Genomic DNA, 26072 nt, shown 5'->3' with positions numbered 1-26072 from the left:
TGTAAGTGAAATCATGGAGGGGTAAAAATGGGTAAGACTAAACATCAAGGTCCTATGAAGAAAGATTTAAAGCCAGCACCAGAATTTTGGGTAAGTCCAATACCTTTTGGACTAGGTAAAGTAAAGCCTAAACATATAAGAGATACAATGAAAATAGTTTGGGATAATAAAGATAATTTAAATTACGCTAAAAATATTATCACTAAAGGTGTCTGTGATGGTTGTGCATTAGGTGTATCTGGATTAAGCGATCAAACTTTAACCGGTCCTCACATGTGTACAACACGATTTAATGTTTTAAGACTTAATACAATGCCAGAAATTAAACCAGAAATTTTACATCAAGATATAGATGAATTGAGAAAATATAATAGCACAGAATTAAGGCAATTAGGTCGTATTCCTTATCCAATGATGAGACGAAAAGGTGATCGTAAGTTTATACGTATTTCATGGGAAGAAGCGATGCAAACAATAGCTCAAAAAATGAAATCATTAAATCCGAGAAATTATGCTTTTTATTTAACTTCAAGAGGGATTACGAATGAATCATATTATGTTGCTAGTAAGGTCGCGAGATATTTAGGTGCTAACAATATCGATAATGCTTCTAGAATATGTCATTCACCTAGTAAAACAGCGATGAAACGTTCAGTAGGTGTTGGAGCTTCAACCGCGAATTACCAAGACTGGATAGGTACAGATGTGTTACTGTTTTGGGGAAGTGTAGCTTCTAATGCTTCGCCTGTTTCAACTAAATATATGCTTGAAGCGAAGAAGAAAGGAACAAAAATCATCGTTATCAATCCATATAAAGAACCAGCAATGGATAAATATTGGATTCCATCTGTGGCAGAATCAGCATTATTTGGTACAAATGTTGCTGACGAATTCTACCAAGTTAATATCGGTGGTGACATTGCATTTATGCACGGTATTATGAAACACTGGTTTGAAATGGAAGAACAAGCATACGGTTCTGCAATTAATCATAAGTTTGTTGAGGAACATGTTACAAACTATGAAGAACTTAAAGAAACAGTCGAGAAACAGTCATGGGAAGAGATTGAACAATCAAGTGGTATTTCTAAAGATCAAATTTACAAATTAGCCCTTGAACTTGCCAATGCCCAAAATGCTGTATTTGCCTGGGCACTAGGATTAACGATGCATGAGTTTGCGACGGATAATATATCTCAAGTATGTAATTTAGCATTATTAAGAGGTTTCTTAGGTAGAAAGCATAGTGGTCTAATGCCGTTTAGAGGTCATTCTAGTGTGCAAGGTACTGGAGAAATGGGCTGCGATCCATTTGTATTACCAGGCGGTGCTTTTGATGGAGAAAATAAAAAGCGTATTGAGAAGTTATGGGGATTTGATATTGCGGATTGGCAAGGTGATACGGTCGGTGTAACGTTAGAAAATATTATGTTACCTGATGATCATGAACGTAAAATTAAATGTTATTACATGTCCGGTGGGAATTTCCTAGAAACAATGCCTGACCCAACATTTATACAAAAAGCTTTAGAAAACCTAGAACTTAGAGTACATCAAGATATTATTTTAAATACATCTACTTTAGTTGATGCGAAAGAAACGGTTATTGTTTTACCTGCGAAGACACGATATGAGCAAGATGGTGGTGGCACGTCTACTTCGACAGAACGCATGGTTTACTATTCACCAGTAATTGAAGGGAATCAAAATAGAATAAAAGAAGCAAGATCAGAGTGGCAAATATATATTGATTTAGCTAAACGTGTTAAACCTGAACAAGCACATTTAATTGATTTTAAAGATGGTCAGTCTATTAGAGAAGAGATTGCTAAAGCAAATCCAGATTATGATGGTATCCAACATTTAAGAAATCAAGGAGATGTCTTCCAGTGGGGTGGCGCTTGGTTATGTGAAGATGGTATTTGTCCAACTGAAGATGGTAAAGGTCATTTAATCAGTGTAGACATTCCAGACTTAAACAGACAACCTGATGACTTTATGTTGACGACAAGAAGAGGTAAACAATTTAACTCAATGGTTTATGGAGATTATGAATCCTTTAACCATGGTGGAAGATATGATGTATTAATGAACAAAGAAGATGCCGATAGATTAAGCATTGCTGAAGGTGAAGGTGTTGTTCTTCATAATGGTTTCGGCGTATTCCAAGGTGTCGCTAAATATGTCGATATCTTAAAAGGAAACATTGAAGTCTATTTCCCAGAAGGCAACTATTTATTACCTAGAGGTAGATATGAAAAATACGCTAAGATTCCAGATTACAACATTACAGTCAAAGTAGAAAAAGCGGACAGATTTAACGCTAAAAAAGATAGAGACTATTATGAAAAACCGATTAAAGATTTAGAAGAAATACCGATGCAATAACAGGTAGGGAGTATCCTCAAATAAATAAGGATATTCCCTATAATTACAAATTTCACTATACTTTAAGAATAATTTGTGAAAAAATATACTTGAGCCTTACAATAGTATAAATAAAGGTGTAAATTAAGTTTGTACATATCTAAAAAGGAAGGAAAGAAATCATGAAAAGATTTTTAACATTAGTCTTTGCTTTGTTACTTGTATTAGCTGGTTGTAGCACAGAATCTAACCAAGATAAAGCTAAAAAAGAAACTGAAAGCAAGACGTTAACAGTATCAGCCGCAGCAAGTTTGACAGATGTTTCTAAAGCTCTAGAAAAAGAATTTAAGAAGAAGCATCCGAATACGAATATTAAATTCAATTACGGTGGTTCAGGTAGTTTACGTAAACAAGTAGAAGCTGGTGCAGATGTAGATGTATTAATGTCTGCTAACACTTCTGATGTTGATAAATTACAAGATAGTAAAAAAGTTAAAGAAGTTTATGATTACGCTAAAAATAAATTAATTATCATTAAATACGAAAACTCTAGCATCAAAAATATTAAAGATGTTAGTGCGCCAAACAAAGTCGCAATTGGTGAAGAAAAAAGTGTACCAGCAGGTCGTTACGCTGTAGAATATTTGAAAAAAGAAGATCTATATAACGGCATGACAAGTACATTTGTTTTCGCAAAAGATGTTAAACAAGTATTAAACTATGTTCAAAAAGAAAATGCAGAAGCAGGATTTGTATACGCAACAGATATGTATAAAGGTAAAGATAAAAAAGTCGATAACGTCGTTAAATTAGCGGATGCACCTTTAGATCATCCAATTACTTATAGAGCTGGTCTTGTTACTGACAAGAAAGAAGCTAAAGAATGGTTTGAATTCTTAAAATCAAAAGAAGCTAAAGAAATTCTTAAAGAATATCACTTTGAAGGATAGGAGATAATGCTATGCCAGACTTAACACCACTATGGATATCAATTAAAGTAACAATTATCAGTACTATCATTGTGTGTATCCTAGGTATTATTCTGGCAAAGCTGATGCTCAATTATAAAGGTAGATTAAAACCTGTAGTTGAAAGCATCATTATGCTTCCAATCGTATTACCACCGACAGTTATGGGTTTTATACTCCTTATTGTCTTCGGTAAGAATAAATTTTTCGGTCAATTTTTATCTGATGTATTGCATATCAATGTGATTTTTACGTGGGTAGGTGCAGTGATAGCAGCGATTATTGTAAGTTTGCCGCTTATGTATCAACATGTAATGAATGGATTTCAATCTATTAATCCAAAGATGCTTAACTCAGCAAGAACGATGGGTGCTAGTGAAGGGAAAATTTTTAGAACGATTATTTTACCGTTATCTAAACGATCCATTTTCTCTGGTGTTGTGATGAGTTTTGCTAGAGGGTTAGGAGAATTTGGAGCAACGCTTATGATTGCTGGCTATATTCCTGGTTTAACGAACACATTGCCATTAGAAATTTATTTCTTAGTGCAAGCTGGTGAGGAACACAAAGCATGGTTATGGGTTATTGTACTCATCGCATTTGCAGTGTGTGTGATTAGCTCACTTAATATATTAAATCAAAAGAATCATAAATGGGAGTAGATATGGATGATTGATATATCAATTAAAAAGTTAATTAAAGACAGAACGATATCATTAAATATCCAAGCTGACACTCCGAAAATTTATGCGATCGTTGGTCGATCAGGTATAGGTAAATCCACATTATTAAATATTATTGCAGGTCTTACTGAAGCGGAAACATGCAGAATAGAAATTAATCAAAAAGTGCTCAGTGATCAAAAGCATGTGATTAAAGTGCAAGATAGAAATATTGGCTATCTGTTTCAAGATTATCAACTTTTTCCGCATAAGACAGTTCATGAAAATATTCATTACATGATTGAGCCTAATAAAGAGACAGAGCAATTGATTAAACATTTACGTATAGAAAATTGTTTAAATCAATATCCATCTACGTTATCTGGTGGAGAGTCACAAAGAGTTGCATTATGTAGAGTATTAAGTGTCAAACCTAACTTATTACTTTTAGATGAACCATTTTCAAGTTTAGATGATGAAACAAAAGATGAAGGTATGGCGTTAGTAAAGTCCATTTTCAAGACTTGGCAAATACCGATTATACTTGTGTCTCATTCTAAAAAAGAAGTTCAAATTTTAGCAGATGAAGTTATCGAAATTAGTTAACAGTTCATTGTAAGGTGAAAAATAAATAATATGTTCGAAGCCTCAAACAAAGTTAAACACTTTGTCTGAGGCTTTTTTGCGCAAATAAAAGAATGTAGGGAATTCGTCATGTTGTATAGGTAATCCCCTAATACATAAACATTGTGAAAAAAATTACAATTGATATAGATAATTAAGGGCAAATAATAGGAGGTTCTAACTATGTCTAAGTTAGGTTTGAAATTCTTTAAGCCAACCGAAAAATTTAATGGAAATTGGTCTATATTAGAAGAAAAAAGTAGAGAATGGGAGAAAATGTACAGAGAAAGATGGAGTCACGATAAAGTTGTCAGAACGACTCATGGTGTGAACTGTACAGGTTCTTGTTCATGGAAAGTATTTGTGAAAAATGGTGTGATTACATGGGAAAATCAACAAATTGATTATCCTTCTTGTGGACCTGATATGCCTGAGTTTGAACCTAGAGGATGTCCGCGTGGTGCTTCATTTTCATGGTATGAATATAGTCCATTACGTGTGAAATTCCCTTATGTTAGAGGTAAGTTATGGAAACTTTGGAAAGCTGCATTAAGTGAATATGGAGATCCTGTTGTCGCTTGGGCATCCATTGTTGAAGATGAACAGAAAGCTGAAATTTATAAAAGTGCGCGTGGTAAAGGTGGACATGTTCGCGTCAATTGGAGAGATGTTACACAACTCATCGCAGCACAAATTATATATACTGTGAAAAAATATGGTCCAGATAGAATTGCTGGATTTACACCTATACCGGCTATGTCCATGATTAGCTATGCTTCAGGTGCGCGTTTTATATCGTTATTAGGTGGGGAAATGCTTAGTTTTTATGATTGGTATGCTGACTTACCACCCGCTTCACCACAAATTTGGGGTGAACAAACGGATGTACCTGAATCAAGTGATTGGTATAACGCCGGTTATATTATTATGTGGGGATCGAATGTACCATTAACACGTACACCAGATGCGCATTTTATGACAGAAGTTAGATACAAAGGTACTAAGGTTGTGTCTGTCGCACCAGACTATGCTGAAAATGTGAAATTTGCTGATAACTGGTTAGCACCAAATCCTGGTACTGATGCAGCTTTAGCACAAGCTATGACACACGTCATTCTTCAAGAATATTATGAAGATAAGCAAGAAGAAATGTTTATCAACTATGCGAAACAATACACGGATATGCCTTTTATCATACAACTTGATAAACATGGAGAAGGCTATAAAGCAGGTCGCTTCTTAAGATCAAGTGATTTAGGTATGGAAACAGAACATGCAGAGTGGAAGCCTGTTGTATTCGATCAAAATAGTAAACAACTTGTCATACCTAATGGAACAATGGGACAAAGATATGAAGAAGGCGTTAAATGGAATTTAAATTTAGTTGGTGAAGATGGAAAAGAAATAGATCCAGCTCTATCTTTTAAAGACCATGAATCAAAAGTGATGACAATTCAATTTCCGTATTTTGATAATGAAGGAAATGGTATTTTTGAAAGACCTATTATCGTTAAAGAAATCGAAAATAAAGACGGAGAAACAATTTATATCGCGACAATATACGACTTAATGACAAGTCAATATGGCGTAAGAAGATTAAATCATCCACTTGAAGCATCAAGTTATGAAGATGAAAATTCAATGTATTCGCCTAAATGGCAAGAAAAAGTAACAGGTGTTAAATCTTCTATTGTGACGCAAGTAGCTAGAGAATTTGCACAAAATGCAGTTGATACAAATGGTCGCTCAATGATTATTATGGGGGCAGGTATCAATCACTGGTTTAACTCTGATACGATTTATCGCTCTATATTAAACCTTGTTATATTATGCGGATGCCAAGGTGTAAATGGTGGCGGATGGGCGCATTACGTTGGTCAAGAAAAATGTCGTCCGATAGAAGGTTGGTCAACGATTGCTTTTGCGAAGGATTGGCAAGGACCACCTAGACTTCAAAATGCTACAAGTTGGTTCTACTTTGCAACGGATCAGTGGAAATATGAAGAGTCTGGTGTTGATAAATTACAGTCACCATTATCAAATGAATTGAAGCATCAACATCCAGCTGATTATAACGTATTAGCTGCTCGATTAGGATGGCTACCATCTTATCCGCAATTTGATTGTAATAGCTTACTCTTTGGTGAAGAAGCGAAAGATGCAGGGGATGACTCAAATGAAGCGATTCTTCAAAGAGCAGTTGAATCAGTAAAATCTAAAAAGACTAAATTTGCTATAGAAGATCCAGATGCAAAGAAAAATCATCCAAAAACATTGTTTGTATGGCGTTCAAATTTAATCTCTAGTTCAGCAAAAGGACAAGAGTACTTTATGAAACATTTATTAGGTACTAAATCAGGTCTATTAGCAAACCCTAATGAAACGGATAAACCAGAAGAAATTGTATGGCGAGAAGAAACAACCGGTAAATTAGATTTATTAGTTGCGCTAGATTTTAGAATGACAGCAACACCGTTGTATGCAGATGTCGTATTACCAGCAGCAACATGGTATGAAAAACATGATATATCTTCTACTGATATGCATCCATTCATACATCCGTTTAACCCTGCAGTTGACCCATTATGGGAATCAAAATCAGACTGGGATATTTATAAAACGTTAGCAAAATCTGTTTCTGATTTAGCGAAGACACATATGAAAGGCACATTTAAAGATGTTGTAACAACGCCTTTAGCACATGATTCTAAACAAGAAATTTCAACACCTTACGGAATTGTTAAAGATTGGTCTAAAGGTGAAATTGAAGCAATACCTGGTAAAACAATGCCTGGTTTCGCAGTTGTAGAAAGGGATTATACAGCTATATACGATAAATATATATCAGTTGGACCATTATTAGAAAAAGGTAAAGTCGGTGCTCATGGGGTAAGTTTCTCAGTAAAAGAGCAATACGATGAATTAAAGATTATGTTAGATACGTGGGAAGATGACACTGTTAAAAATGGTCTCCCTAGAATGGATACAGCACGTAAAGTAGCAGATGTTATATTGAATGTTTCATCAGCTTCAAATGGTAAAGTCTCACAAAAATCTTACGATGACTTAGAAGAACAAACGGGGATGACATTGAAAGATATTTCTAGTGAACGTGCATCAGAAAAAATAACGTTCCAAAATATAACAGCACAACCGAGAGAAGTTATACCGACAGCAGTATTCCCAGGATCAAACAAATTAGGTAGAAGATATTCACCATTTACGACAAATATCGAACGTCTTGTACCGTTTAGAACGTTAACAGGTAGACAAAGTTATTATATTGATCATGAAGTATTCTTACAGTTTGGTGAGAATTTACCTATCTATAAACCAACATTACCGCCAATGGTATTTGGTACGAAAGATAAAAACATAAAAGGCGGCGTGGATACATTAGTATTAAGATATTTAACGCCACATGGTAAGTGGAATATTCATTCAACATACCAAGATAATTTGCATATGTTGACGCTATTTAGAGGTGGTCCAACTGTTTGGATTGCGAAAGAAGACGCAATGGCGAATGACATTAAAGATAATGATTGGTTAGAAGTATATAACAGAAATGGTGTCGTTACAGCAAGAGCGGTTGTATCGCATAGAATGCCTAGAGGTACGATGTTTATGTATCATGCACAAGATAAACATATTGAGACACCTGGATCAGAAATTACAGATACTCGTGGTGGTTCGCATAATGCACCTACACGTATTCACTTGAAACCTACGCAATTAGTAGGCGGTTATGCACAAATAAGTTATGGCTTTAATTACTATGGGCCAATTGGAAACCAAAGAGATGTATATGTTGCGATCAGAAAAATGAAGGAGGTAGATTGGCTTGAAGATTAAAGCGCAAGTAGCTATGGTTATGAATTTAGATAAATGTATAGGATGCCATACATGTAGTGTCACATGTAAAAGTACATGGACAAATAGACCAGGCGCTGAATATATATGGTTTAATAATGTTGAAACAAAACCTGGTATCGGTTATCCGAAACGTTGGGAAGACCAAGAAACTTATAAAGGTGGTTGGGTACTCAACAAAAAAGGAAAATTAGAATTAAAGTCAGGTAGTAAACTATCTAAAATTGCACTGGGTAAAATTTTCTATAATCCTGATATGCCAGAAATGAAAGATTATTATGAACCGTGGACATATAATTATAAACATTTAACAACAGCTAAAGAAGGAAACCATTCTCCAGTAGCAAAAGCTGAATCTGTTATTTCAGGTAGAAAATTAGATATCAAATGGGGACCAAACTGGGAAGATGATTTAGCGGGTGCTCATGTTACAGGACCTACTGATCCAAACATTCAAAAAATCGAAGAGGAAATTAAATTTAACTTTGACCAAACTTTTATGATGTATTTACCAAGACTGTGTGAACATTGCTTAAACCCAAGTTGTGTTGCGTCATGTCCATCTGGTGCAATGTATAAAAGAGATGAAGATGGTATTGTACTTGTCGACCAAGATGCATGTCGTGGTTGGAGATACTGTATGACTGGTTGTCCTTATAAGAAAGTATATTTCAACTGGAAAACGAACAAAGCAGAAAAATGTACATTCTGTTTCCCTAGAGTTGAAGCTGGTTTACCAACAGTATGTTCTGAAACATGTACAGGTCGTATGAGATATTTAGGTGTATTACTTTATGATGCTGACAGAGTTCAAGAAGCAGCTTCTGCAGAAAACGAAAAAGACTTATATCAAAAACAACTCGATTTATTTTTAGATCCATTTGATGAAGACATTATTCAACAAGCTGAAAAAGATGGTATTTCACATGATTGGATTGAAGCGGCACAAAATTCACCCGTATATAAACTGGCAATAGAATATAAATTAGCATTTCCTTTACACCCTGAATATCGAACATTGCCAATGGTATGGTATTGTCCACCATTAAGTCCGATTATGAATTACTTTGAAGGTAAAGATTCTATTAGAAATCCAGATATGATTTTCCCAGCAATTGAAGAAATGAGATTACCTGTTCAATATTTAGCTAATATGCTAACAGCAGGTGATACGAAGACGGTTAAAGAAGCATTGCAAAAAATGGCGATGATGCGTAGTTATATGAGAGCTAAATCAAGTGGTAAAGAATTTGATATTTCAAGACTTGAGCGCGTAGGACTTACGGAAAGACAAACGAAATCGATGTATAGATTACTCGCGATTGCTAAACATGAAGATCGTTTTGTTGTACCGACATCTCATAAAGAAGGTTACATGGATACTTACAGAGCACAAGGTAGCCAAGGTTATGGTGGCGAAATGTTTGGCTCAAATTGTGATGGTTGTGGTGTTCAAGGATTATCAGAGCAAAAATCCGGACAAGAAATATACAATGAGAACTTCTATGGAGGGATTTTCCGTGATTAATTTAGATGCATTATATGAACTTAAAGAAAGCTTTGGTTTCTTTAGTAACCAGTTAACTTATCCAGAAAAGTTAGACTTTCATCCTAAAGCATTTGATAAAGCTTTCGATACCAATCATCCGGCTTATCGTGACATTAAGCAATATTGGGAAAATATGCATGATATATCTTTAGATGATATTCAAGAAGTGTATACAAGAACGTTTGATTTTGAAAAAAAGACGACGTTATATATGACATACAACAAGCTAACAGAACAAAAAGAACGAGGACAAATGCTTGCAAGATTAAAAGTACTTTATGAAATGTTCGGGCTAGAAATGCCTCAAAATGAACTGTCAGATTTTTTACCGCTTATGCTTGAATTCTTATATGCTGCAGAGTGGAGAGGTGACAGTCGTGCACAAGAAAGCTTAACGCTTGTTGTGATGGTCATTGAAGATGGGACATATGGATTGCTTCAAGCTTTAGGTAAACAAAACAGTCCGTATTTTCATCTGATTAAAGCAATTAGAGAAACGTTAAAATCATGTGTAGTAGAGCAAGAGAAGGTGATCAACGGTGATTAATCAATTTATATGGGTTATCTATCCTTATTTATGTATCGCTATTTTTATTATCGGTCATTTATTCAGATTTAAGTATGATCAATTTTCATGGACAGCAAAGTCTAGTGAGTTTATTGAGAAGAAACAATTGATGTGGGGAAGTATTTTATTTCATTTAGGTATTATTCCAGTTATATTTGGACATATAGTTGGTTTAGGCATACCTGCAGAATGGTTAAGTAGTGTCGGCGTTAATGATCATTTATATCATATCGGTGCAGTTTATATTGGAAGTATTTTCGGTATTGTGACATTAATCGGTATGGTTCTGTTAACAGCTAGAAGAATTACGAAACAAAATGTAAGAAGGCTAAGTTCAGCTTCGGACATTATAGTAAATATATTATTGTTAGTGATCGTATTGATGGGTTGTATTTCAACATTATGGACGAACGCGACAACACCAGACTTTGATTATAGACAAACAATTTCTGTTTGGTTTAGAGGATTATTAATCTTTAAACCAGATGTTGCTTTAATGAATGACGTACCTTTAACATTTAAGACGCATATTATTTTAGGATTTTTAATCACAAGTTTATGGCCATTTACGAGATTGGTACATGTTTGGAGTGTGCCACTTAATTACTTTAGTAGAAGTTACATTATTTACAGAAAACATAAAACGAATTAAACTATAAATAAAAAGTCGAGGTGTTTAAAATGTCTAATGATTTTAATTTTCAGGAACAGTTGGATCTTATTCGTAGTACTTATGGTGTTGATTTTGTCGGATTAGCTATGACTTCTGAAGACGCTGCTCACTTTCATATAAAGTGGCAATATGTATCTGGAAATTTAAATCATAGATATCAAAACATCGTTTTAAGAAGCGGTAGAGGGATAGCAGGAATTGTTATTAAAAGTGGGAAACCTATTGAAATTCGTGACTTGAAAGAAAGCCCTTATCATGATCAACTCTTTAACTATCCAATTGTTCAAAGTGAACAATTAACATCATTACTTGCGATTCCATTATGGAAAAAGTATCGAGTTTATGGCGTGCTCTTACTTGGACAACGTGATGAAAAACAATTTCCTGAAATAGATATGAATGATTTTAATCGCTTTGGACCATTTTATGGAAAGGATATGATGAATGCATGAGTTCAGAAGATGCTTCAATATTAATGGATATATTAAAACAATACTATGAAAAAACGAGCGAAATGATTGTGTTTTTAAATAGTAAAGGACAGGTAATTAATATGAATGAAGCTGCCCGAAGAGTAATCTCTGAAGACAATCAATCATCATTGACACATGCCATTTGTAGTAGATGTGAAGGTTATTCAAATGAATATGCCTTACAATCATGTAGAGACTGCTTTTTAGAGTCTTCAAAAATTGGCAACACTAGTTTTCAAGTGTTTATGCAGACAAATAGTGGGACTGTTGAACCTTTTACAGCAACTTATCAAACGATTAGTCAAGAAGACGATGTTAAAGTGTATACGTTACAAAATGTATCGCCACAAATTGAAAGACAACAGAAATTACATCAACAAACAATGATTCAAAAAACAATATCCGCACAAGAAAACGAGCGTAAAAGAATTTCTAGAGAGTTACACGATGGTGTTGTTCAAGAATTGCTTAATGTGAGTGTTGAACTTAGATTATTGAAATATCAGAATGATATTGACGAATTGAAGCAGCAGTCTCAACATATTGAAACGTTAATGTCTCGATTAATCGATGATATTAGAAACTTATCTTTAGAACTAAGACCTTCATCATTAGATGACCTTGGATTAGACGCAGCATTTAAGTCATATTTTAAACAGCTTGAGAAAAATTTCGGTTTCCATGTTCACTATCATTATGATTCGTCTATTAAACGTTTTAATACGGAGATTGAAACGGTCGTATATAGAATTGTACAAGAAGCGGTGTTTAATGCATTGAAGTATGCTAATGTGGATAGTGTTGATGTTCATATGTCTTGTGATGGCAATGAAATAGAAGTTGAAATTGCTGACCAAGGGAATGGATTTGTATTAGGTAGTCAGCCAAAAGGTTCAGGACTTGGTATATATGGTATGAAAGAACGTGCTGAAATTGTTGGCGGTAAAATCAATATCGAAAGTAAACTTAAAAAAGGTACAAATATTAAATTGAATGTACCAATAGCATAAATGGTGGGTGGTATATATGAAAATCGTAATAGCAGATGATCATGCAGTGGTGAGAACAGGCTTTTCAATGATTTTGAATTATCAAGAAGACATGGAAGTTGTTGCGACAGCTGCAGATGGTATAGAAGCATATCAAATGGTTGCAAAACATTCACCAGATGTATTGATCATGGATTTAAGTATGCCACCTGGTGAATCAGGATTAATCGCAACTGGTAAAATAGCAGAAGACTTTAAGCAAACTAAAATATTAATATTAACGATGTTTGATGATGAAGAATATTTATTTCATGTATTAAGAAGTGGTGCTAAAGGATATATTTTAAAAAATGCACCAGATGAAGAGTTAATACATGCTGTAAGAACGATATATAGAGGCGATATGTATATTGATTCTAAAGTTACAAGTTCACTCGTAAATGAACTCTTTAATCATCAAGATAACAATGAGCAAAGTACTTCTGATCCATTTAAAATATTGTCTCAAAGAGAACTAGAAATCTTACCTTTAATCGCAAAGGGCTATGGTAATAAAGAAATTGCGGAGAAATTATTTGTTTCTGTCAAAACGATTGAAGCACATAAAGCGCGAATTATGGATAAACTCGGTTTAAAATCGCGTCCAGAATTAGTTGAATATGCTATGAAGAAAAAATTATTAGACTTCTAAAACAAAATTGACCTGATAAATTGTGGTTCAAAAGCCTTAGTTTATCAGGTCTTTTTATGTTTTTTATCGGATTAATTTTTATAAATGAATATAGGGATTTTCCATGTTTCAATAAGGGGATATCCTTATGTGCACTTTTTCACAAATAACCTACAATAATATTGGAAAGATTATACATAAAGATTAATTTCGAAGGGTGAAAAACATGAGAAATAACTTAGGAAAAGTTCAACTACCGCTCCAAACCTTTAGTTTAATGGCAGGATTCATGGTTTGGAGTATACTTGCACCTTTAATGCCTTATATTACACAAGATATAAGTGTAGAAGAAGGTCAGAAAGCCATTATTTTAGCAATACCCGTTATTTTAGGATCGATTTTAAGAATACCAATTGGCTACTATACGAACTTATTAGGTTCTAGACTTGTATTTTTAGTGAGTTTTATTATTTTATTATTTCCAGTATTTTATTTAAGCCAAGCTCATTCAACTACAGGATTGATGGTTGCAGGATTCTTTATAGGTCTCGGTGGTGCAATCTTTTCAGTAGGTGTTACTTCTATTCCTAAATATTTTCCAAAAGAAAAGCATGGTTTTGCGAATGGTATTTATGGAATGGGGAATTTAGGGACAGCTGTATCATCATTTTTAGCGCCTCCAATAGCAGGCATTATCGGATGGCAACATACTGTACAACTTTATTTAATCGTATTACTTATCTTCGCAGTATTAATGTTTATCTTTGGAGATAAAGAAGAACCTAAAGTAAAAATTCCAATGATTTCACAAACGAAACAAGTCATCAATAACTATAAACTTTACTATTTTAGTTTCTGGTATTTTATTACGTTTGGTGCATTTGTTGCATTTGGTTTGTTCCTGCCAAACTTTTTAGTGAGTCATTTTGAAATTGATAAAGTAGATGCTGGTATTAGAACAGGTATCTTTATTGCAATCGCAACATTACTTAGACCAATTGGTGGTATGTTAGGAGATAAATTTAATGCTTTAAACGTATTGAAAGTATTCTTTATCGGTTTAATAGCAGGTGCAATCGTCCTTTCAATATCACATCATCTCATTTTGTTTACAATTGGATGTTTGACGGTAAGTGTTTGTGCAGGTATTGGTAATGGACTTGTATTTAAACTTGTGCCGACATACTTCACAAAAGAAGCAGGTGTTGTAAACGGAATCGTATCTATGATGGGTGGACTCGGCGGATTCTTCCCACCATTAATGATAACGTTAGTAACGAGTTTGACTGGTTCAAATCATTTAGCATTCTTTATGCTTGCTATATTTGGTGTGCTTGCACTCATTACAATGATGCATATGACTAAAATAGAAAGAAAGCATGTTTAGTTGTTTGTCTTAAAAAATTAAAAAGGCTGAGGCAATGTTTTGCCTCAGCCTTACAATTAATTGAGGATAAAAGCGTTTAACTCTATAATAGAGTTAAAGAGATTCGTGAAAGGTTGATATAAATGAACGAACGTTATTCTCGTCAAATTTTATTCGATAAAATTGGAGAACAAGGTCAAGAAAGAATTGAACAAGCGAGTGTCACTATTGTAGGCATGGGTGCACTTGGTACACATGTTGCTGAACAGTTGACTAGGTCGGGTATAAAGAGACTCAATATTATTGATCGAGATTATGTTGAATCGTCAAACTTACAAAGACAAACATTATTTATAGAGAATGATATTAAAGAAATGCTACCTAAAGTTGTAGCAGCAGAAAGACATTTAAAGAAAATTCGTGAAGACATTACAATAAAATCTTATATTGCGCAATGTGATGCAAAATTATTACATGAAGTTGCGCGTTACTCAAACATTATTATTGATGCGACAGATAATTTTAATACGAGACAAATTATTAATGATTTTGCGTACAAGATGAATATTCCGTGGATATATGGCGCATGCTTAGAATCTACTTATGTTCAAGCGACTTTTGTGCCTAGTGAAACACCTTGCTTCAACTGTGTATTGCCACAATTGCCAGTGATTAATAGAACTTGTGACACAGTAGGGGTGATAAACCCTGCAGTTACAATGGCAGCAAGTTTACAAGTTGCAGATGCACTTAAAATATTGGCTGGTTATTCATTTACACCTAAAATTACGTACGGTGACGTTTGGTTCGGTGAACATCAATCATTTGGATTTGCACAAATGAAACGAGACGATTGTGAGACTTGTGGAGCAGAACCAACTTATTTAAAATTATCAAATTCAGATAAACAACTGACTGAATTATGTGGTCGTCATACTGTTCAATATATAAACGAGAAGCTTAATCGACCAGCTATTGAAAAGTTTGTTGCTCAAAATGGATTATTGCATCGTTCTAATGCGTATATGATTCAGTATTTATACGATGACCATCGTGTCGTAGCATTTAATAATGGTAGGTTATTAATTCATGATTTGGATTCTGTAGAAGAAGGCAGACAGTTTGTTGAGAATATGTTTGGATAGGAGTTAAATCGATGAGTGTAGTTAATAGAATAGATCGTCTTATAAATGTGGCAGTTTTAACCGTAAGTGATACGAGAACGAAAGAAACAGATAAAGGTGGACAACTTGTTCAACAATATTTGAAAGATCTCAATGTTGAAAATAAAGAAGGGCATTATCAAATTGTTAAAGATGATGTCACTGAAATTCAAACGCAAGTGAATGAGTGGCTTAATAATGATGTTGACGCCATTATTACAACTGGCGGTACAGGTATTAGTCAAAGAGATGTGACGATCGAGGCGATTAAGCCTTTACTAGATAAAGAAATAGAAGGATTCGGTGAGATATTTAGATATTTAAGTTATACAGAAGATGTAGGTACGAGAGCGATACTTTCTAGAGCAATTGCAGGTACAGTCGGGCATCAAGTTATTATTTCAATACCGGGTTCTACAGGTGCAGTTAAATTAGCAATGGAAAAGCTCATAACTAAAGAATTGAATCATTTAGTACATGAGCTTAATAAATAACTATTGGCGTTTGAAGTCGCCATTTTTGCCACCAGTCTTATAAGATAAATATGTTTCACCAATAACCATGCCTTTATCAACGGCTTTACACATATCATATATTGTTAAAGCTGTAACACTTGCAGCAGTTAAAGCTTCCATTTCTACACCTGTTTGACCTTTCGTCTTAACGGTTGCTGAAATATTTATTGTGTATGGTTCATCTTTATCCCATTCATAAGAGATATCGATGCCTGTTAATTGAAGTGGGTGACACATAGGTATCAATTGGTTTGTATTTTTAGCAGCCATAATGCCAGCAATTTGTGCTGTACCAAGTACATCGCCTTTTTTATTTGTTGCATTTTTTATTTGATCATAGATTGTTTGATTTACTTTAATACTTGAGTTTGCAATTGCGATACGTGTGCTTGTTTCTTTATCTGAGACATCGACCATTTTTGCATGGCCTTGCTCATTAAAATGTGTAAATTCAGACAAAATCATCATCCTTTCTAAAGATATTATAACATGTAAGTTTAAATAAATTGATAGGGAGTGTAGACAATTGACAGTTGAAATGAGAACACCTATACCAGTGAAAGAAGCAATTGAACGTGTTATTAAAGTAGTAAAGCAGTTAGAGACAGAAACAGTATCAATAAATGAAAGTTTAAACTATATACTTGCTGAAGATATTAAAGCAACTTACGATATTCCTCGATTTGATAAATCACCTTATGATGGATTTGCAATTAAAAGTGCTGATTCTAAAGGGGCATCAGGAGACAATAGAATATCATTTAAAGTTGTAGATCATATCGGTGCTGGAACAGCTTCAAATGTGACTTTAAATAGTGGAGAAGCGGTACGTATTATGACTGGTGCACCTATACCTGAAGGTGCAGATGCAGTTGTAATGTTTGAACAAACAGTGGAAACAGAAACAGGATTTACTATTCGTAAACCATTTACGGAAGGCGAAAATGTCGCGTTTCAAGGAGAAGAATGTAAAGAAAATGAATACGTCTTACATAAAGGTCAACGTATTAACAGTGGTGTTATTGCAGTGTTGGCAACATTTGGTTACCAAACTGTTAAAGTATCTAAAAAGCCTACCGTTGCCGTTATCGCAACAGGTAGCGAGTTAGTAGGACCAAATGAACCATTAGAACCAGGCAAAATTAGAAATTCAAATGGACCTATGATTGAATCGTTATGCAAAGAAGTTGATATCGAAGCTACTACATATAAGATTCAAGAAGATAATCTACAAGGTTGTATTGATATTGTTGAAAAAGCAATGTCTGAGCATGATATCGTGATTACAACTGGTGGCGTATCAGTAGGAGACTTCGACTATTTACCGAAAGTGTATGATGCAATTGGTGCAACAGTGCTCTTTAATAAAGTGCAAATGAGACCGGGTAGCGTAACAACGGTTGCTTACAAAGGTGAGAAGATGTTGTTTGGTTTATCAGGCAATCCATCAGCTTGTTACTCAGGATTTCATTTATTTACTAAGCCAACCATTCAAAAAATGATGTCTGCAGATGCTATATACCCGGTCATTATAGATGCGAAGTTGAATGAAGACTTTAAAAAAGCCAACCCATTTACGAGATTTATAAGAGGTAAATTATCATTCACTTCACAAGGTGTTTATGCTGAGCCTTCAGGATTTAATAAATCAAATGCGGTTGTCGCAATTGCTAAAAGTAATGGTATGATTATTTTACCTGGTGGAACAAGAGGCTACCAAAAAGATGATGATGTGAAAGTTCTATTAACGGATCATCAGTCATATGAAAGTAAATTAACACTATGAAGATATTACAAATAGTTGGTTATAAAAATAGTGGTAAAACAACATTAATAAATGAATTAATTAAAGAATGTCGCAGTCAGCAATTAACAGTATCTACAATTAAACATCATGGGCATGGTGCAGACGAAATTTCTTTAAATCATAAAGAAGTAGACAGTTTAACGTTTATTAATAGCGGTGCTAAAGAAAGTATCGTGTTGGGTAAACAATTAATAGAGAGAGTAACGTATGAAGAGAAGTCGTTGCAGCAAATAATAGATGAAGATTTGTCTGTTGAGCCTGATGTGCTATTAATTGAAGGATTTAAGCATGATCATTTTCCAAAAGTACTTTTGACGAAGCAATCTGAAGATTTAGCACAAACATTACAAAATATTGTATATCAGTTTGATGCGTTTAATCTTGAAGAAAAGAAAGACTTTATAGTTTGGTTTGAAAATTGGTTGAAAAAGTAGGTGTAGAAGTGAAACAATTTGAAATCGTCAATGATCCAATAAATCCTGAACAATACAGAAACTGGACACTTAATGAAAAACAAGGTGCAGTTGTTGTCTTTACAGGCCATGTGAGAGAATGGACAAAAGGCATTAAGACAGAGTACTTAGCTTATGAGGCATACATCCCAATGGCAGAGAAGAAATTAGCTCAAATAGGTGATGAAATTAAAGAAAAATGGCCAGGTACAATAGTTGCAATTGCACATAGAATTGGTGAATTACAAATATTAGATATAGCTGTTGTTATCAGTGTATCTTCACCGCATAGGCAAGATGCTTATAAGGCAAATGAATATGCGATTGAAAGGATTAAAGAAATCGTACCAATCTGGAAAAAAGAAATATGGGAAGATGGAGAAGAATGGCAAGGCAGTCAAAAACAATACCATTCTTCTATTCAAATGGAGGGTGAATAATGAAAGTATTTTATTTTGCTCATTTAAAAGAAATAATAAACATAAATGAAGAGCAAATAACTCTTAACCAAGACTACTCTGTGTTAAACTTTAAGCAATATTTAGTTGAGAAGCATCCAGAGTTAAATGATGAAACTTTTCAAGTTGCTGTAAATGAGGAATTTGTGCAAGAATCAAGTGTTATAACAGACCAAGATGTTGTTGCATTGATTCCACCAGTTAGTGGAGGGTAAAGAGAAAATGATAGCAATAGTTCTAGCTGGCGGTAAGTCCAGTAGATTCGGTTCACCAAAAGCGTTAGCGACAATTAATGGAGAAGTTTTTTATGAAAAAATCATTCAAACTTTAAATCAAACGAATTTATTTGAAAAAGTTGTGATTAGTACGAGTGAAGAATTGAAAGATTCATTCAATCACCATAATGTTGTCGTAGATTTATCAAAGTACAAAAATAATGGTCCTTTAGGTGGGATATATAGCGTGATGCAAAAACATGATTCGGAATGTTATTTTGTGATTGCTTGCGATACACCTAAAATTACCGAAAAAGCGATTAGTCATCTGTATCAATTTTTTATTTCGCGTGTAATGGAAGAACAGCTAGATATTGCTGGATACGAAGCAAATGGTAAAAAAATGCCGACGTTAGCATTTTATAGTCATCGTGTCGAAGCGGACATTAAAGAAGCGTTAGACCATGAAGCTTTTAGAATGAAAGATATATATGAAAAGAAACCTTCACAATGGTTAGATGTATCAAATGTGAAAGATTCAACTAATTGGTACCAAAATATAAATTACATTGAAGATTTAGAAAAAGCTGAGTCTTAACGATTGTATAGGTAGAGGGGGCGTTACGATGCATCAACCTATCAAAGATAAATTAGGAAGACCAATTAGAGATTTGAGAATATCGGTTACCGACCGATGTAATTTTCGTTGTGATTACTGTATGCCTAAAGAAATTTTTGGGGATGATTACGTCTTCTTACCTAAAGAAGAATTATTGAGTTTTGAAGAAATTACGAGATTATCTAAGCTATACAGCTCACTTGGTGTAAAGAAAATTAGAATTACAGGCGGAGAGCCGCTTCTAAGACGAAATCTATATGAGCTTGTAGAAGCTTTGAACAAAATAGAAGGTATAGAAGACATCGGACTAACAACAAATGGTATGTTGTTAAAAAAACATGGATTGAATTTATACAATGCAGGACTACGAAGAGTGAATGTAAGTATAGACGCAATGGATGATGAATTATTTAAATCGATTAATAATCGTCAAATATCCGCTTCTCAAATACTCGATCAAATAGATTATGCAGTGAGAATTGGTTTAAAAGTTAAAGTGAATGTCGTGATCCAAAAAGGGGTGAACGACCAAGAAATACTGCCACTTGTTGAGCATTTTAAAGAGAAAAACATTATCGTAAGATTTATAGAATTTATGGATGTAGGTAATGATAACGGGTGGAATTTTGATAAAGTCGTCACTAAGAAAGAAATGTTAAATATCATTTCTTCAGCCTATGATGTAGAACCAGTGGACGCCAATTATTTTGGAGAAGTTGCAACATACTATCGCCATAAAGATAACGGCGCACAATTTGGTTTGATCACGAGTGTGTCAGCATCATTTTGTTCATCATGTACACGAGCAAGAATTTCATCTGACGGTAAATTTTATGGCTGTTTATTCGCTGAAAAAAATGGTTATGATATAAAATCAGAGCTAAGAAGCGGCAAGACAGACGAAGAATTATTAAGCACATTAAAGTATTTATGGAATATAAGAGATGACAGATACTCAGATGAACGAACAGCAGCTACAGTAGCAAGACGAAAGAAAAATAAAATTAATATGAACTATATAGGTGGTTAGATTAGAAGTTAGGGACAGAATTCCGAGAAATGTCCGTAAGAGGTGCTGTTAGGGACAGAATTCTGAGAAGTGTCCGTAAATGAGCGCCCATCTAATTACCACAATTCAGAATAATGGTAGTTAGCACATTCATAAATATCTAAAAACAAGCTAGGACAGTCCCAATGTCCTAGCTTGTTTATTATTTCATAAAATATTTTCCGATAATCATATCTAACGTTTCTTTTGAAAGTACGAGTGTTTGTTCGTTTGCTTTTTTGAGCATTTCTGCAGTATTCTCATCATTAAATTTGATAGATTTAGAGAAGTAAGGTGCAAATACATCGATAAAACTATTTAACACTCTTTCTTCGTCTGTTATTGTGTTTATCTCACTCATTGGTGCAACTTCTAATTGATGGAAATCTAGGTGTTTCTTAATTGTTTCAAATATAAAGTCATTTGATGGTGGGTTCTGATTGGTTGCATGATAAATCTTATGATTTTCTGCATAATCACATGCTACTGTGAGTACTTGTACAACATAATCAACGGGTACGAAATTCGACGTATGACTTGCATCTCCAAATAGTCTATATATTGCATGATCTTTCTTTTTTTCTACACGTCTTTTGAAGACTTTTAATGCTTTCATAAAGCCATACAGCGTAAAGTTTGAATCAGCTTCTCCTGTTATGGAATCGCCTATTATAATTGCTGGACGTATGATTGATGTTGCCATTGTTTTTCTTTGCATCACGATATGTTCAGCTTTAATTTTAGTCGCTTCATAAGGATTATTTGTAGGTGAATCGATTGAATGTAGTACTTCATTACCGAGTTCTTGTTCACCAACCGTATAGGCTGTTGAAACATATAATAAATGCTTTGTTTGTATTTGTTCTGCTAAGTCCAAAGCATGTTGTGTACCGATATAATTGATTTGATAAAGATCATCTGCAAGTTCGAAATTAAATTTGACGAGTGCAGCTAAATGATAAAATTTATCTATTTGAGGTATCGTTTCAATATCACTTTCAGACACGCCACATAATGTTTCTGTAATGTCTCCGTTAATAAAGTGAATTCTTGAATGATACGATGGATTTAATTTATTGAGCAATTGGTCTTTCTTCTGCTCACTCCTGTATAATACATAAAATTGCTTTTGTGCATCTTTTGCAAGTGATTGTATTAACTCTGCACCTACAAATCCTGTAGCACCTGTTAAAAAAATGTTCATGTTTCCACTCCGATTCTAAGTTTCTGACTATATTTTGAACGATGACTATCTGAAAGTAAAGTATTTTAATAAGTGTTCACATATAACATTGCTATTTGAAAATTGTTAAGCAATAATATTAGGTAATAGATATAAAAGGAGCGTATTTCATGAACGAACAAAAGATGGCTAAGCCTTCATTATTTTTAATCGTCATTCTCGGTTTATTAACCGCATTTGGACCATTTTCAATAGATATGTATTTACCAGCATTACCAGAAATTAGTCGTGATTTTGATACTACAACGTCAAATACACAATTGACGCTCACACTCTTTATGGTTGGTTTAGCAGTTGGACAAGTATTTGTCGGGCCACTATCTGACTTTATAGGACGTAAACGACCACTCATGGTTGCATTGATTGTATATACAGTAGCTTCAATATTATGCGTATTTGCACCTAATATATACGTCATGATGGCATTACGATTTGTACAAGGTTTTACTGGTGGGGCAGGGGCAGTTATTTCCCGGGCAATTTCCAGTGATTTATATAAAGGTAAAGCTTTAACGAAATTCTTGGCGATATTAATGCTTGTTAATGGTGTAGCACCTATTTTAGCACCTGTATTGGGTGGTATTATATTATCATTTTCAACTTGGAAAGTTGTCTTTATTTTATTAACGATATTCGGCTTTATTATGTTTAGTTTATCTTCAGTAAAATTGACAGAATCATTACCTGTAGAAGAACGTTCATCAGGTAGAATCAGTGAAGTGCTAACAGACTTTAAAAATTTACTCAAAAGTCCAAAATTTTTAATGCCTTTATTTATACAAGGATGTACATACGCGTTGTTATTTAGTTACATATCCGCTTCATCATTCATAACGCAATCTGTCTATCATATTTCACCGTTAGCTTTTAGTTGTATGTTTGCTTTTAATGGTCTTGGATTAATATTATCAGGTCAAATTATTAATAAATTAGTCGACTATTATGATGAACATGTACTTATGCGTTTATTCGGAATGATTCAAATTATAGGTGTGATTATCGTTTCAATCACATTGATGAACGGTTTATCCATTTGGATATTAATGATTGGATTCTTTATACTCGTTAGTCCAGTATCTGCAATTGGTACAACTGGTTTTTCTATTGCAATGGCTAACAATAAAGGCGGCGCAGGAAGTGCTGCGAGTTTATTAGGATTATCTCAATTTCTATTCGGTGGTATCGTTTCACCGTTAGTGGGTATAAAAGGAGAACATGAAGTATATCCATATGTCCTGACAATTATTATCGTTTCAATATTGCTGATTATTTTATTCTTTGTTAATAGTAAAGTGTTTAAAAGAGCAGCTTAAAAGTAGGAGGGTATGTACATGAATTTAAAGTTTGATCATATTATTCATTACGTAGACGGTATAGAATCAATTGAATTTCCACATCAGTATATACAAGCCATCCAAGGCGGTAAACATACGCAATTAGGAACTTACAATCAATTAAGTTATATAGATTTACATTATATAGAGTGGATTGACGTCTTTGATGCAGATTTAGCACGTTCATATGCTCAAACAGAAGAAGGCAGATTAAGCTTTGCGAATACGTTTAAAGATACGCATGTACAAGAAGGATTTAAAAGGATCTGCCTTAGAACACAAAATATCGATAACGTGAAGGCTCATCTAGAGCAATTTGATTTAGATATTGTAGGCCCAATTGAAATGTCGAGAACGAAACCAGACGGCACAACGATACAATGGCAATTACTATATTTAGATGATAAGCAAGATTTAAATTTACCATTCATCATTCAGTGGGGAGAAAGTGATGAAGAACGAGTAGCATCTTTAAAAGCTCATTTTCATGATGACTTAACAATTGATGAAGTGACGATTCAAGTGAACAATCTTCAAGAATCGAGTCAAAATTGGCAATCATGGTATGGTTTGAAAGAGCTTGAGAAAAGCGAAGAATATGTTAAGTTAAGCTTTAAAGAAGATGATGTTGTCATTAAACTTACAGAGGATGTAGAGGAGAAATACACGACATTATCACTCTCATCAACAAATATAAAAAAAGACACGCGCATTTTATTTAAAGGCGCGTGTTACGAATTCAAAGCTAATTAGCATAAACACTGAGATAGACGCTTTGAACAATAATGCCTAAATGCACGAGTGCAATTAAGGCACTTATAATGGCTATAAATAATATAGATTTGCGAGCGTTCTCAAGAATAAAGACAATGCTTAATAGCAAGGTGAAGGCAACAGTTATGATACGATAGCTTAAATAATTAATTGTGCTATCAAAATTTAGACTGACCGCAATCAGTATGACATTTATGATAATAAAAAGCGTTAGAACAAGTTGTCTCATATATTTCAATCCTAACTGTATGTTTTATATGACAAGTATAACAAATATTGGTCTTTTGCGTGAAATTATAGTACGTTTCATTGTATAATTAAAAGACGAATTGATAAAAAGGAGATTTATAAATGACGATAAAGAAAATGAATATCACTCATGAGCAACATGATGAATTTGTAAAGCAACATCCAAATGGTGATATGTTGCAACTTACAAAGTGGGCAGAATCCAAAAAGCTTACAGGTTGGTATTCTCGTCGTATAGCAGTGGGCGATGGTGAAAAGATAACAGGTGTAGCACAACTTTTATTTAAGAAAGTGCCAAAGCTACCTTATACATTATGTTACATATCTAGAGGTTTTGTTGTTGATTATAAAGACGAAACATCTGTTAAAGTACTTTTTGAATTATCTAAAGAAATCGCACGTAATGAGAAAAGTTATGCCATTAAAATTGACCCAGATATAGAAGTGGATCAATCTGAAGGTGTTCTTGAATATTTAACTTCATTAGGATTTGAACATAAAGGTTTTGAAGATGGATTAAGTAAGAAATATATCCAACCTAGAATGACGATGATCACAAAAATCGATCAACCTGAAGAAGACTTAATGCAAAGCTTTGATAAACGAAACCGCTCACGTGTTAGAAACTCTTTAAAAAGAGGTACTGAATTAGTTATTGGTAACCGTGATGACTTAAAAATCTTTGCGAAAATCATGGAAGAAACAGGCGAGAGAGACAATTTCTTAACAAGAGATGTTTCATACTTTGAGAATATTTATGATCATTTACATCCAGATGGCGACTGTGAATTATTCTTAGTTAAAGTTGTGCCAGATACAGTCTTAAAAGACTTATTTAAAGAACGTGATGCACTACTTGAAGAAAAAGAAAAATTAGCAAATAGAAGACAAACTAAGAAAGTCGTTAATCAGTTAAATGATGCTGATGAAAAATTAGGTAACTTTGAAAAACGAATTCAAGAAATGGAAGAGTTAAAAAGTAAAAAACCAGATGGCGTGTATTTATCTGGTGGTATCTTAATCTTCTCAGGTAAGAAATCGTATTATTTATATGGTGCGTCATCAAATGAATATCGTGAATTTTTACCAAATCACCGCATGATTATTGAAATGATGCGTTTTGCTAAAGAAAAAGGCGCTACTAAGTTCGACTTCGGTGGTACGGATAATAACCCAGACCAAGACCATGAACATTATGGATTATGGGCTTTCAAGAGAGTTTGGGGCACTTATTTAAGTGAGAAAATCGGTGAATTTGATTATGTATTAAATAAACCACTTTATACTGCAATCGAGAAAGTGAAGCCAGCAGTAGTCACTTACAAAAGAAAAATCGAAAAGAAAATCAAAAGAAACTAGACATAAGATTAAGGCACTAAAACTTTAAATTATTAAAATTTTAGTGCTTTCTTT

Annotated in this window: 25 protein-coding genes; 23 read left to right on the top strand and 2 right to left on the bottom strand. The window is 33.9% G+C overall.

All coding sequences use genetic code 11. The features are described 5' to 3' along the window. Nucleotides 1–27 precede the first annotated feature (27 nt). From LQ622_RS08255 to LQ622_RS08190, 14 genes are all read left to right on the top strand, one after another. Complete coding sequence (locus LQ622_RS08255; RefSeq protein ID WP_204168967.1) at nucleotides 28–2388, top strand: FdhF/YdeP family oxidoreductase; 2361 nt, start codon at nucleotides 28–30, stop codon at nucleotides 2386–2388. A gap of 161 nt (nucleotides 2389–2549) precedes the next feature. Next, the gene (gene modA, locus LQ622_RS08250) at nucleotides 2550–3317 is read left to right on the top strand and encodes a molybdate ABC transporter substrate-binding protein (protein ID WP_037589049.1); all 768 of its coding nucleotides are present in this window, start codon (nucleotides 2550–2552) and stop codon (nucleotides 3315–3317) included. Between the two features lie 11 nt (nucleotides 3318–3328). Further along, the gene (gene modB / locus LQ622_RS08245; protein ID WP_239762078.1) at nucleotides 3329–3997 is read left to right on the top strand and encodes a molybdate ABC transporter permease subunit; all 669 of its coding nucleotides are present in this window, start codon (nucleotides 3329–3331) and stop codon (nucleotides 3995–3997) included. Nucleotides 3998–4003: 6 nt separating this feature from the next. After that, a complete protein-coding gene (locus tag LQ622_RS08240; RefSeq protein WP_037589046.1) occupies nucleotides 4004–4603 on the top strand; it encodes an ATP-binding cassette domain-containing protein in 600 nt (199 codons plus the stop codon). Nucleotides 4604–4804: 201 nt separating this feature from the next. Then, nucleotides 4805–8476 carry a nitrate reductase subunit alpha gene (locus tag LQ622_RS08235; protein WP_239762079.1) on the top strand — a complete coding sequence of 1224 codons (3672 nt, stop codon included), beginning with the start codon at nucleotides 4805–4807 and terminating at the stop codon, nucleotides 8474–8476. Then, nucleotides 8466–10022, top strand: coding sequence for a nitrate reductase subunit beta (gene narH / locus LQ622_RS08230; protein ID WP_239762080.1), 1557 nt, complete (start codon nucleotides 8466–8468; stop codon nucleotides 10020–10022). Before LQ622_RS08235 ends, narH begins: the two co-directional genes overlap by 11 nt. Next, nucleotides 10015–10590: a nitrate reductase molybdenum cofactor assembly chaperone gene (narJ, locus tag LQ622_RS08225; RefSeq protein WP_025906824.1), complete on the top strand. Its 576-nt coding sequence runs from the start codon at nucleotides 10015–10017 to the stop codon at nucleotides 10588–10590. Before narH ends, narJ begins: the two co-directional genes overlap by 8 nt. After that, entirely contained in the window at nucleotides 10583–11263 is a 681-nt protein-coding gene (gene narI, locus LQ622_RS08220) for a respiratory nitrate reductase subunit gamma (RefSeq protein ID WP_025906823.1), read from the top strand. The genes narJ and narI overlap by 8 nt, the downstream gene beginning before the upstream one ends. Nucleotides 11264–11292: 29 nt before the next feature. Continuing rightward, nucleotides 11293–11736 (top strand): nitrate respiration regulation accessory nitrate sensor NreA, encoded by a 444-nt coding sequence (gene nreA, locus LQ622_RS08215; protein WP_025906822.1) that lies wholly within the window; start codon nucleotides 11293–11295, stop codon nucleotides 11734–11736. Next, nucleotides 11733–12767, top strand: a complete 1035-nt coding sequence (locus tag LQ622_RS08210; protein WP_025906821.1) for a sensor histidine kinase — start codon at nucleotides 11733–11735, stop codon at nucleotides 12765–12767. Before nreA ends, LQ622_RS08210 begins: the two co-directional genes overlap by 4 nt. 16 nt (nucleotides 12768–12783) lie before the next feature. After that, nucleotides 12784–13437, top strand: coding sequence for a nitrate respiration regulation response regulator NreC (nreC, locus tag LQ622_RS08205; RefSeq protein WP_025906820.1), 654 nt, complete (start codon nucleotides 12784–12786; stop codon nucleotides 13435–13437). A gap of 205 nt (nucleotides 13438–13642) precedes the next feature. Then, a complete protein-coding gene (locus LQ622_RS08200; RefSeq protein ID WP_239762081.1) occupies nucleotides 13643–14803 on the top strand; it encodes a nitrate/nitrite transporter in 1161 nt (386 codons plus the stop codon). 122 nt (nucleotides 14804–14925) lie between these two features. Continuing rightward, nucleotides 14926–15927, top strand: a complete 1002-nt coding sequence (locus tag LQ622_RS08195) for a ThiF family adenylyltransferase (RefSeq protein ID WP_239762082.1) — start codon at nucleotides 14926–14928, stop codon at nucleotides 15925–15927. Nucleotides 15928–15938: 11 nt separating this feature from the next. Further along, entirely contained in the window at nucleotides 15939–16439 is a 501-nt protein-coding gene (locus tag LQ622_RS08190; protein ID WP_275589880.1) for a MogA/MoaB family molybdenum cofactor biosynthesis protein, read from the top strand. Here the strand turns inward: LQ622_RS08190 and moaC are convergent, their stop codons facing one another. Further along, a complete protein-coding gene (gene moaC, locus LQ622_RS08185; protein WP_239762083.1) occupies nucleotides 16440–16919 on the bottom strand; it encodes a cyclic pyranopterin monophosphate synthase MoaC in 480 nt (159 codons plus the stop codon). Between the two features lie 67 nt (nucleotides 16920–16986). On the opposite strand from moaC, the gene LQ622_RS08180 reads away from it, so the two are divergent. Genes LQ622_RS08180 through moaA form a run of 6 tightly spaced genes read left to right on the top strand, consistent with a single transcriptional unit; the run spans nucleotide 16987 to nucleotide 21041 of the window. Further along, nucleotides 16987–18246: a molybdopterin molybdotransferase MoeA gene (locus LQ622_RS08180; RefSeq protein WP_239762084.1), complete on the top strand. Its 1260-nt coding sequence runs from the start codon at nucleotides 16987–16989 to the stop codon at nucleotides 18244–18246. Then, nucleotides 18243–18701: a molybdopterin-guanine dinucleotide biosynthesis protein B gene (gene mobB, locus LQ622_RS08175; protein WP_126477758.1), complete on the top strand. Its 459-nt coding sequence runs from the start codon at nucleotides 18243–18245 to the stop codon at nucleotides 18699–18701. Before LQ622_RS08180 ends, mobB begins: the two co-directional genes overlap by 4 nt. Before the next feature lie 8 nt (nucleotides 18702–18709). Further along, nucleotides 18710–19159 carry a molybdenum cofactor biosynthesis protein MoaE gene (locus LQ622_RS08170; protein ID WP_239762127.1) on the top strand — a complete coding sequence of 150 codons (450 nt, stop codon included), beginning with the start codon at nucleotides 18710–18712 and terminating at the stop codon, nucleotides 19157–19159. After that, nucleotides 19159–19392: a molybdopterin converting factor subunit 1 gene (gene moaD, locus LQ622_RS08165; protein ID WP_239762085.1), complete on the top strand. Its 234-nt coding sequence runs from the start codon at nucleotides 19159–19161 to the stop codon at nucleotides 19390–19392. The genes LQ622_RS08170 and moaD overlap by 1 nt, the downstream gene beginning before the upstream one ends. A gap of 7 nt (nucleotides 19393–19399) precedes the next feature. Next, nucleotides 19400–19990 (top strand): molybdenum cofactor guanylyltransferase MobA, encoded by a 591-nt coding sequence (mobA, locus tag LQ622_RS08160; protein ID WP_049320020.1) that lies wholly within the window; start codon nucleotides 19400–19402, stop codon nucleotides 19988–19990. A gap of 28 nt (nucleotides 19991–20018) precedes the next feature. Beyond that, nucleotides 20019–21041, top strand: a complete 1023-nt coding sequence (gene moaA / locus LQ622_RS08155) for a GTP 3',8-cyclase MoaA (RefSeq protein ID WP_037589029.1) — start codon at nucleotides 20019–20021, stop codon at nucleotides 21039–21041. Nucleotides 21042–21222: 181 nt separating this feature from the next. Here moaA and LQ622_RS08150 read toward each other — a convergent pair whose 3' ends face one another. Beyond that, complete coding sequence (locus tag LQ622_RS08150) at nucleotides 21223–22263, bottom strand: SDR family oxidoreductase (protein WP_239762086.1); 1041 nt, start codon at nucleotides 22261–22263, stop codon at nucleotides 21223–21225. A gap of 149 nt (nucleotides 22264–22412) precedes the next feature. On the opposite strand from LQ622_RS08150, the gene LQ622_RS08145 reads away from it, so the two are divergent. From LQ622_RS08145 to LQ622_RS08135, 3 genes are all read left to right on the top strand, one after another. Further along, nucleotides 22413–23615, top strand: a complete 1203-nt coding sequence (locus tag LQ622_RS08145; RefSeq protein WP_049320023.1) for a putative multidrug effflux MFS transporter TcaB — start codon at nucleotides 22413–22415, stop codon at nucleotides 23613–23615. Between the two features lie 18 nt (nucleotides 23616–23633). Then, nucleotides 23634–24389: a VOC family protein gene (locus LQ622_RS08140; RefSeq protein ID WP_239762087.1), complete on the top strand. Its 756-nt coding sequence runs from the start codon at nucleotides 23634–23636 to the stop codon at nucleotides 24387–24389. A gap of 378 nt (nucleotides 24390–24767) precedes the next feature. Continuing rightward, nucleotides 24768–26018 (top strand): lipid II:glycine glycyltransferase FemX, encoded by a 1251-nt coding sequence (locus tag LQ622_RS08135; RefSeq protein WP_048541317.1) that lies wholly within the window; start codon nucleotides 24768–24770, stop codon nucleotides 26016–26018. Nucleotides 26019–26072: the final 54 nt, after the last annotated feature.

This window comes from Mammaliicoccus sp. N-M50 (assembly GCF_022386995.1).
GTDB lineage: Bacteria > Bacillota > Bacilli > Staphylococcales > Staphylococcaceae > Mammaliicoccus > Mammaliicoccus sciuri_A.
This window is presented reverse-complemented; position numbering and strand designations above follow the sequence as displayed.

Excerpts from the sequence above, each read along its gene's own strand:
- LQ622_RS08240 (WP_037589046.1), top strand. The coding sequence starts at position 4,004 with ATGATTGATATATCAATTAAAAAGTTAATTAAAGACAGAACGATATCA.
- mobA (WP_049320020.1), top strand. The coding sequence starts at position 19,400 with ATGATAGCAATAGTTCTAGCTGGCGGTAAGTCCAGTAGATTCGGTTCA.
- mobB (WP_126477758.1), top strand. The coding sequence starts at position 18,243 with ATGAAGATATTACAAATAGTTGGTTATAAAAATAGTGGTAAAACAACA.
- nreA (WP_025906822.1), top strand. The coding sequence starts at position 11,293 with ATGTCTAATGATTTTAATTTTCAGGAACAGTTGGATCTTATTCGTAGT.
- LQ622_RS08140 (WP_239762087.1), top strand. The coding sequence starts at position 23,634 with ATGAATTTAAAGTTTGATCATATTATTCATTACGTAGACGGTATAGAA.
- modB (WP_239762078.1), top strand. The coding sequence starts at position 3,329 with ATGCCAGACTTAACACCACTATGGATATCAATTAAAGTAACAATTATC.
- modA (WP_037589049.1), top strand. The coding sequence starts at position 2,550 with ATGAAAAGATTTTTAACATTAGTCTTTGCTTTGTTACTTGTATTAGCT.
- LQ622_RS08195 (WP_239762082.1), top strand. The coding sequence starts at position 14,926 with ATGAACGAACGTTATTCTCGTCAAATTTTATTCGATAAAATTGGAGAA.
- LQ622_RS08200 (WP_239762081.1), top strand. The coding sequence starts at position 13,643 with ATGAGAAATAACTTAGGAAAAGTTCAACTACCGCTCCAAACCTTTAGT.
- moaA (WP_037589029.1), top strand. The coding sequence starts at position 20,019 with ATGCATCAACCTATCAAAGATAAATTAGGAAGACCAATTAGAGATTTG.
- LQ622_RS08150 (WP_239762086.1), bottom strand. The coding sequence starts at position 22,263 with ATGAACATTTTTTTAACAGGTGCTACAGGATTTGTAGGTGCAGAGTTA.
- LQ622_RS08235 (WP_239762079.1), top strand. The coding sequence starts at position 4,805 with ATGTCTAAGTTAGGTTTGAAATTCTTTAAGCCAACCGAAAAATTTAAT.
- LQ622_RS08145 (WP_049320023.1), top strand. The coding sequence starts at position 22,413 with ATGAACGAACAAAAGATGGCTAAGCCTTCATTATTTTTAATCGTCATT.
- LQ622_RS08190 (WP_275589880.1), top strand. The coding sequence starts at position 15,939 with ATGAGTGTAGTTAATAGAATAGATCGTCTTATAAATGTGGCAGTTTTA.
- nreC (WP_025906820.1), top strand. The coding sequence starts at position 12,784 with ATGAAAATCGTAATAGCAGATGATCATGCAGTGGTGAGAACAGGCTTT.
- LQ622_RS08255 (WP_204168967.1), top strand. The coding sequence starts at position 28 with ATGGGTAAGACTAAACATCAAGGTCCTATGAAGAAAGATTTAAAGCCA.
- LQ622_RS08210 (WP_025906821.1), top strand. The coding sequence starts at position 11,733 with ATGAGTTCAGAAGATGCTTCAATATTAATGGATATATTAAAACAATAC.
- moaD (WP_239762085.1), top strand. The coding sequence starts at position 19,159 with ATGAAAGTATTTTATTTTGCTCATTTAAAAGAAATAATAAACATAAAT.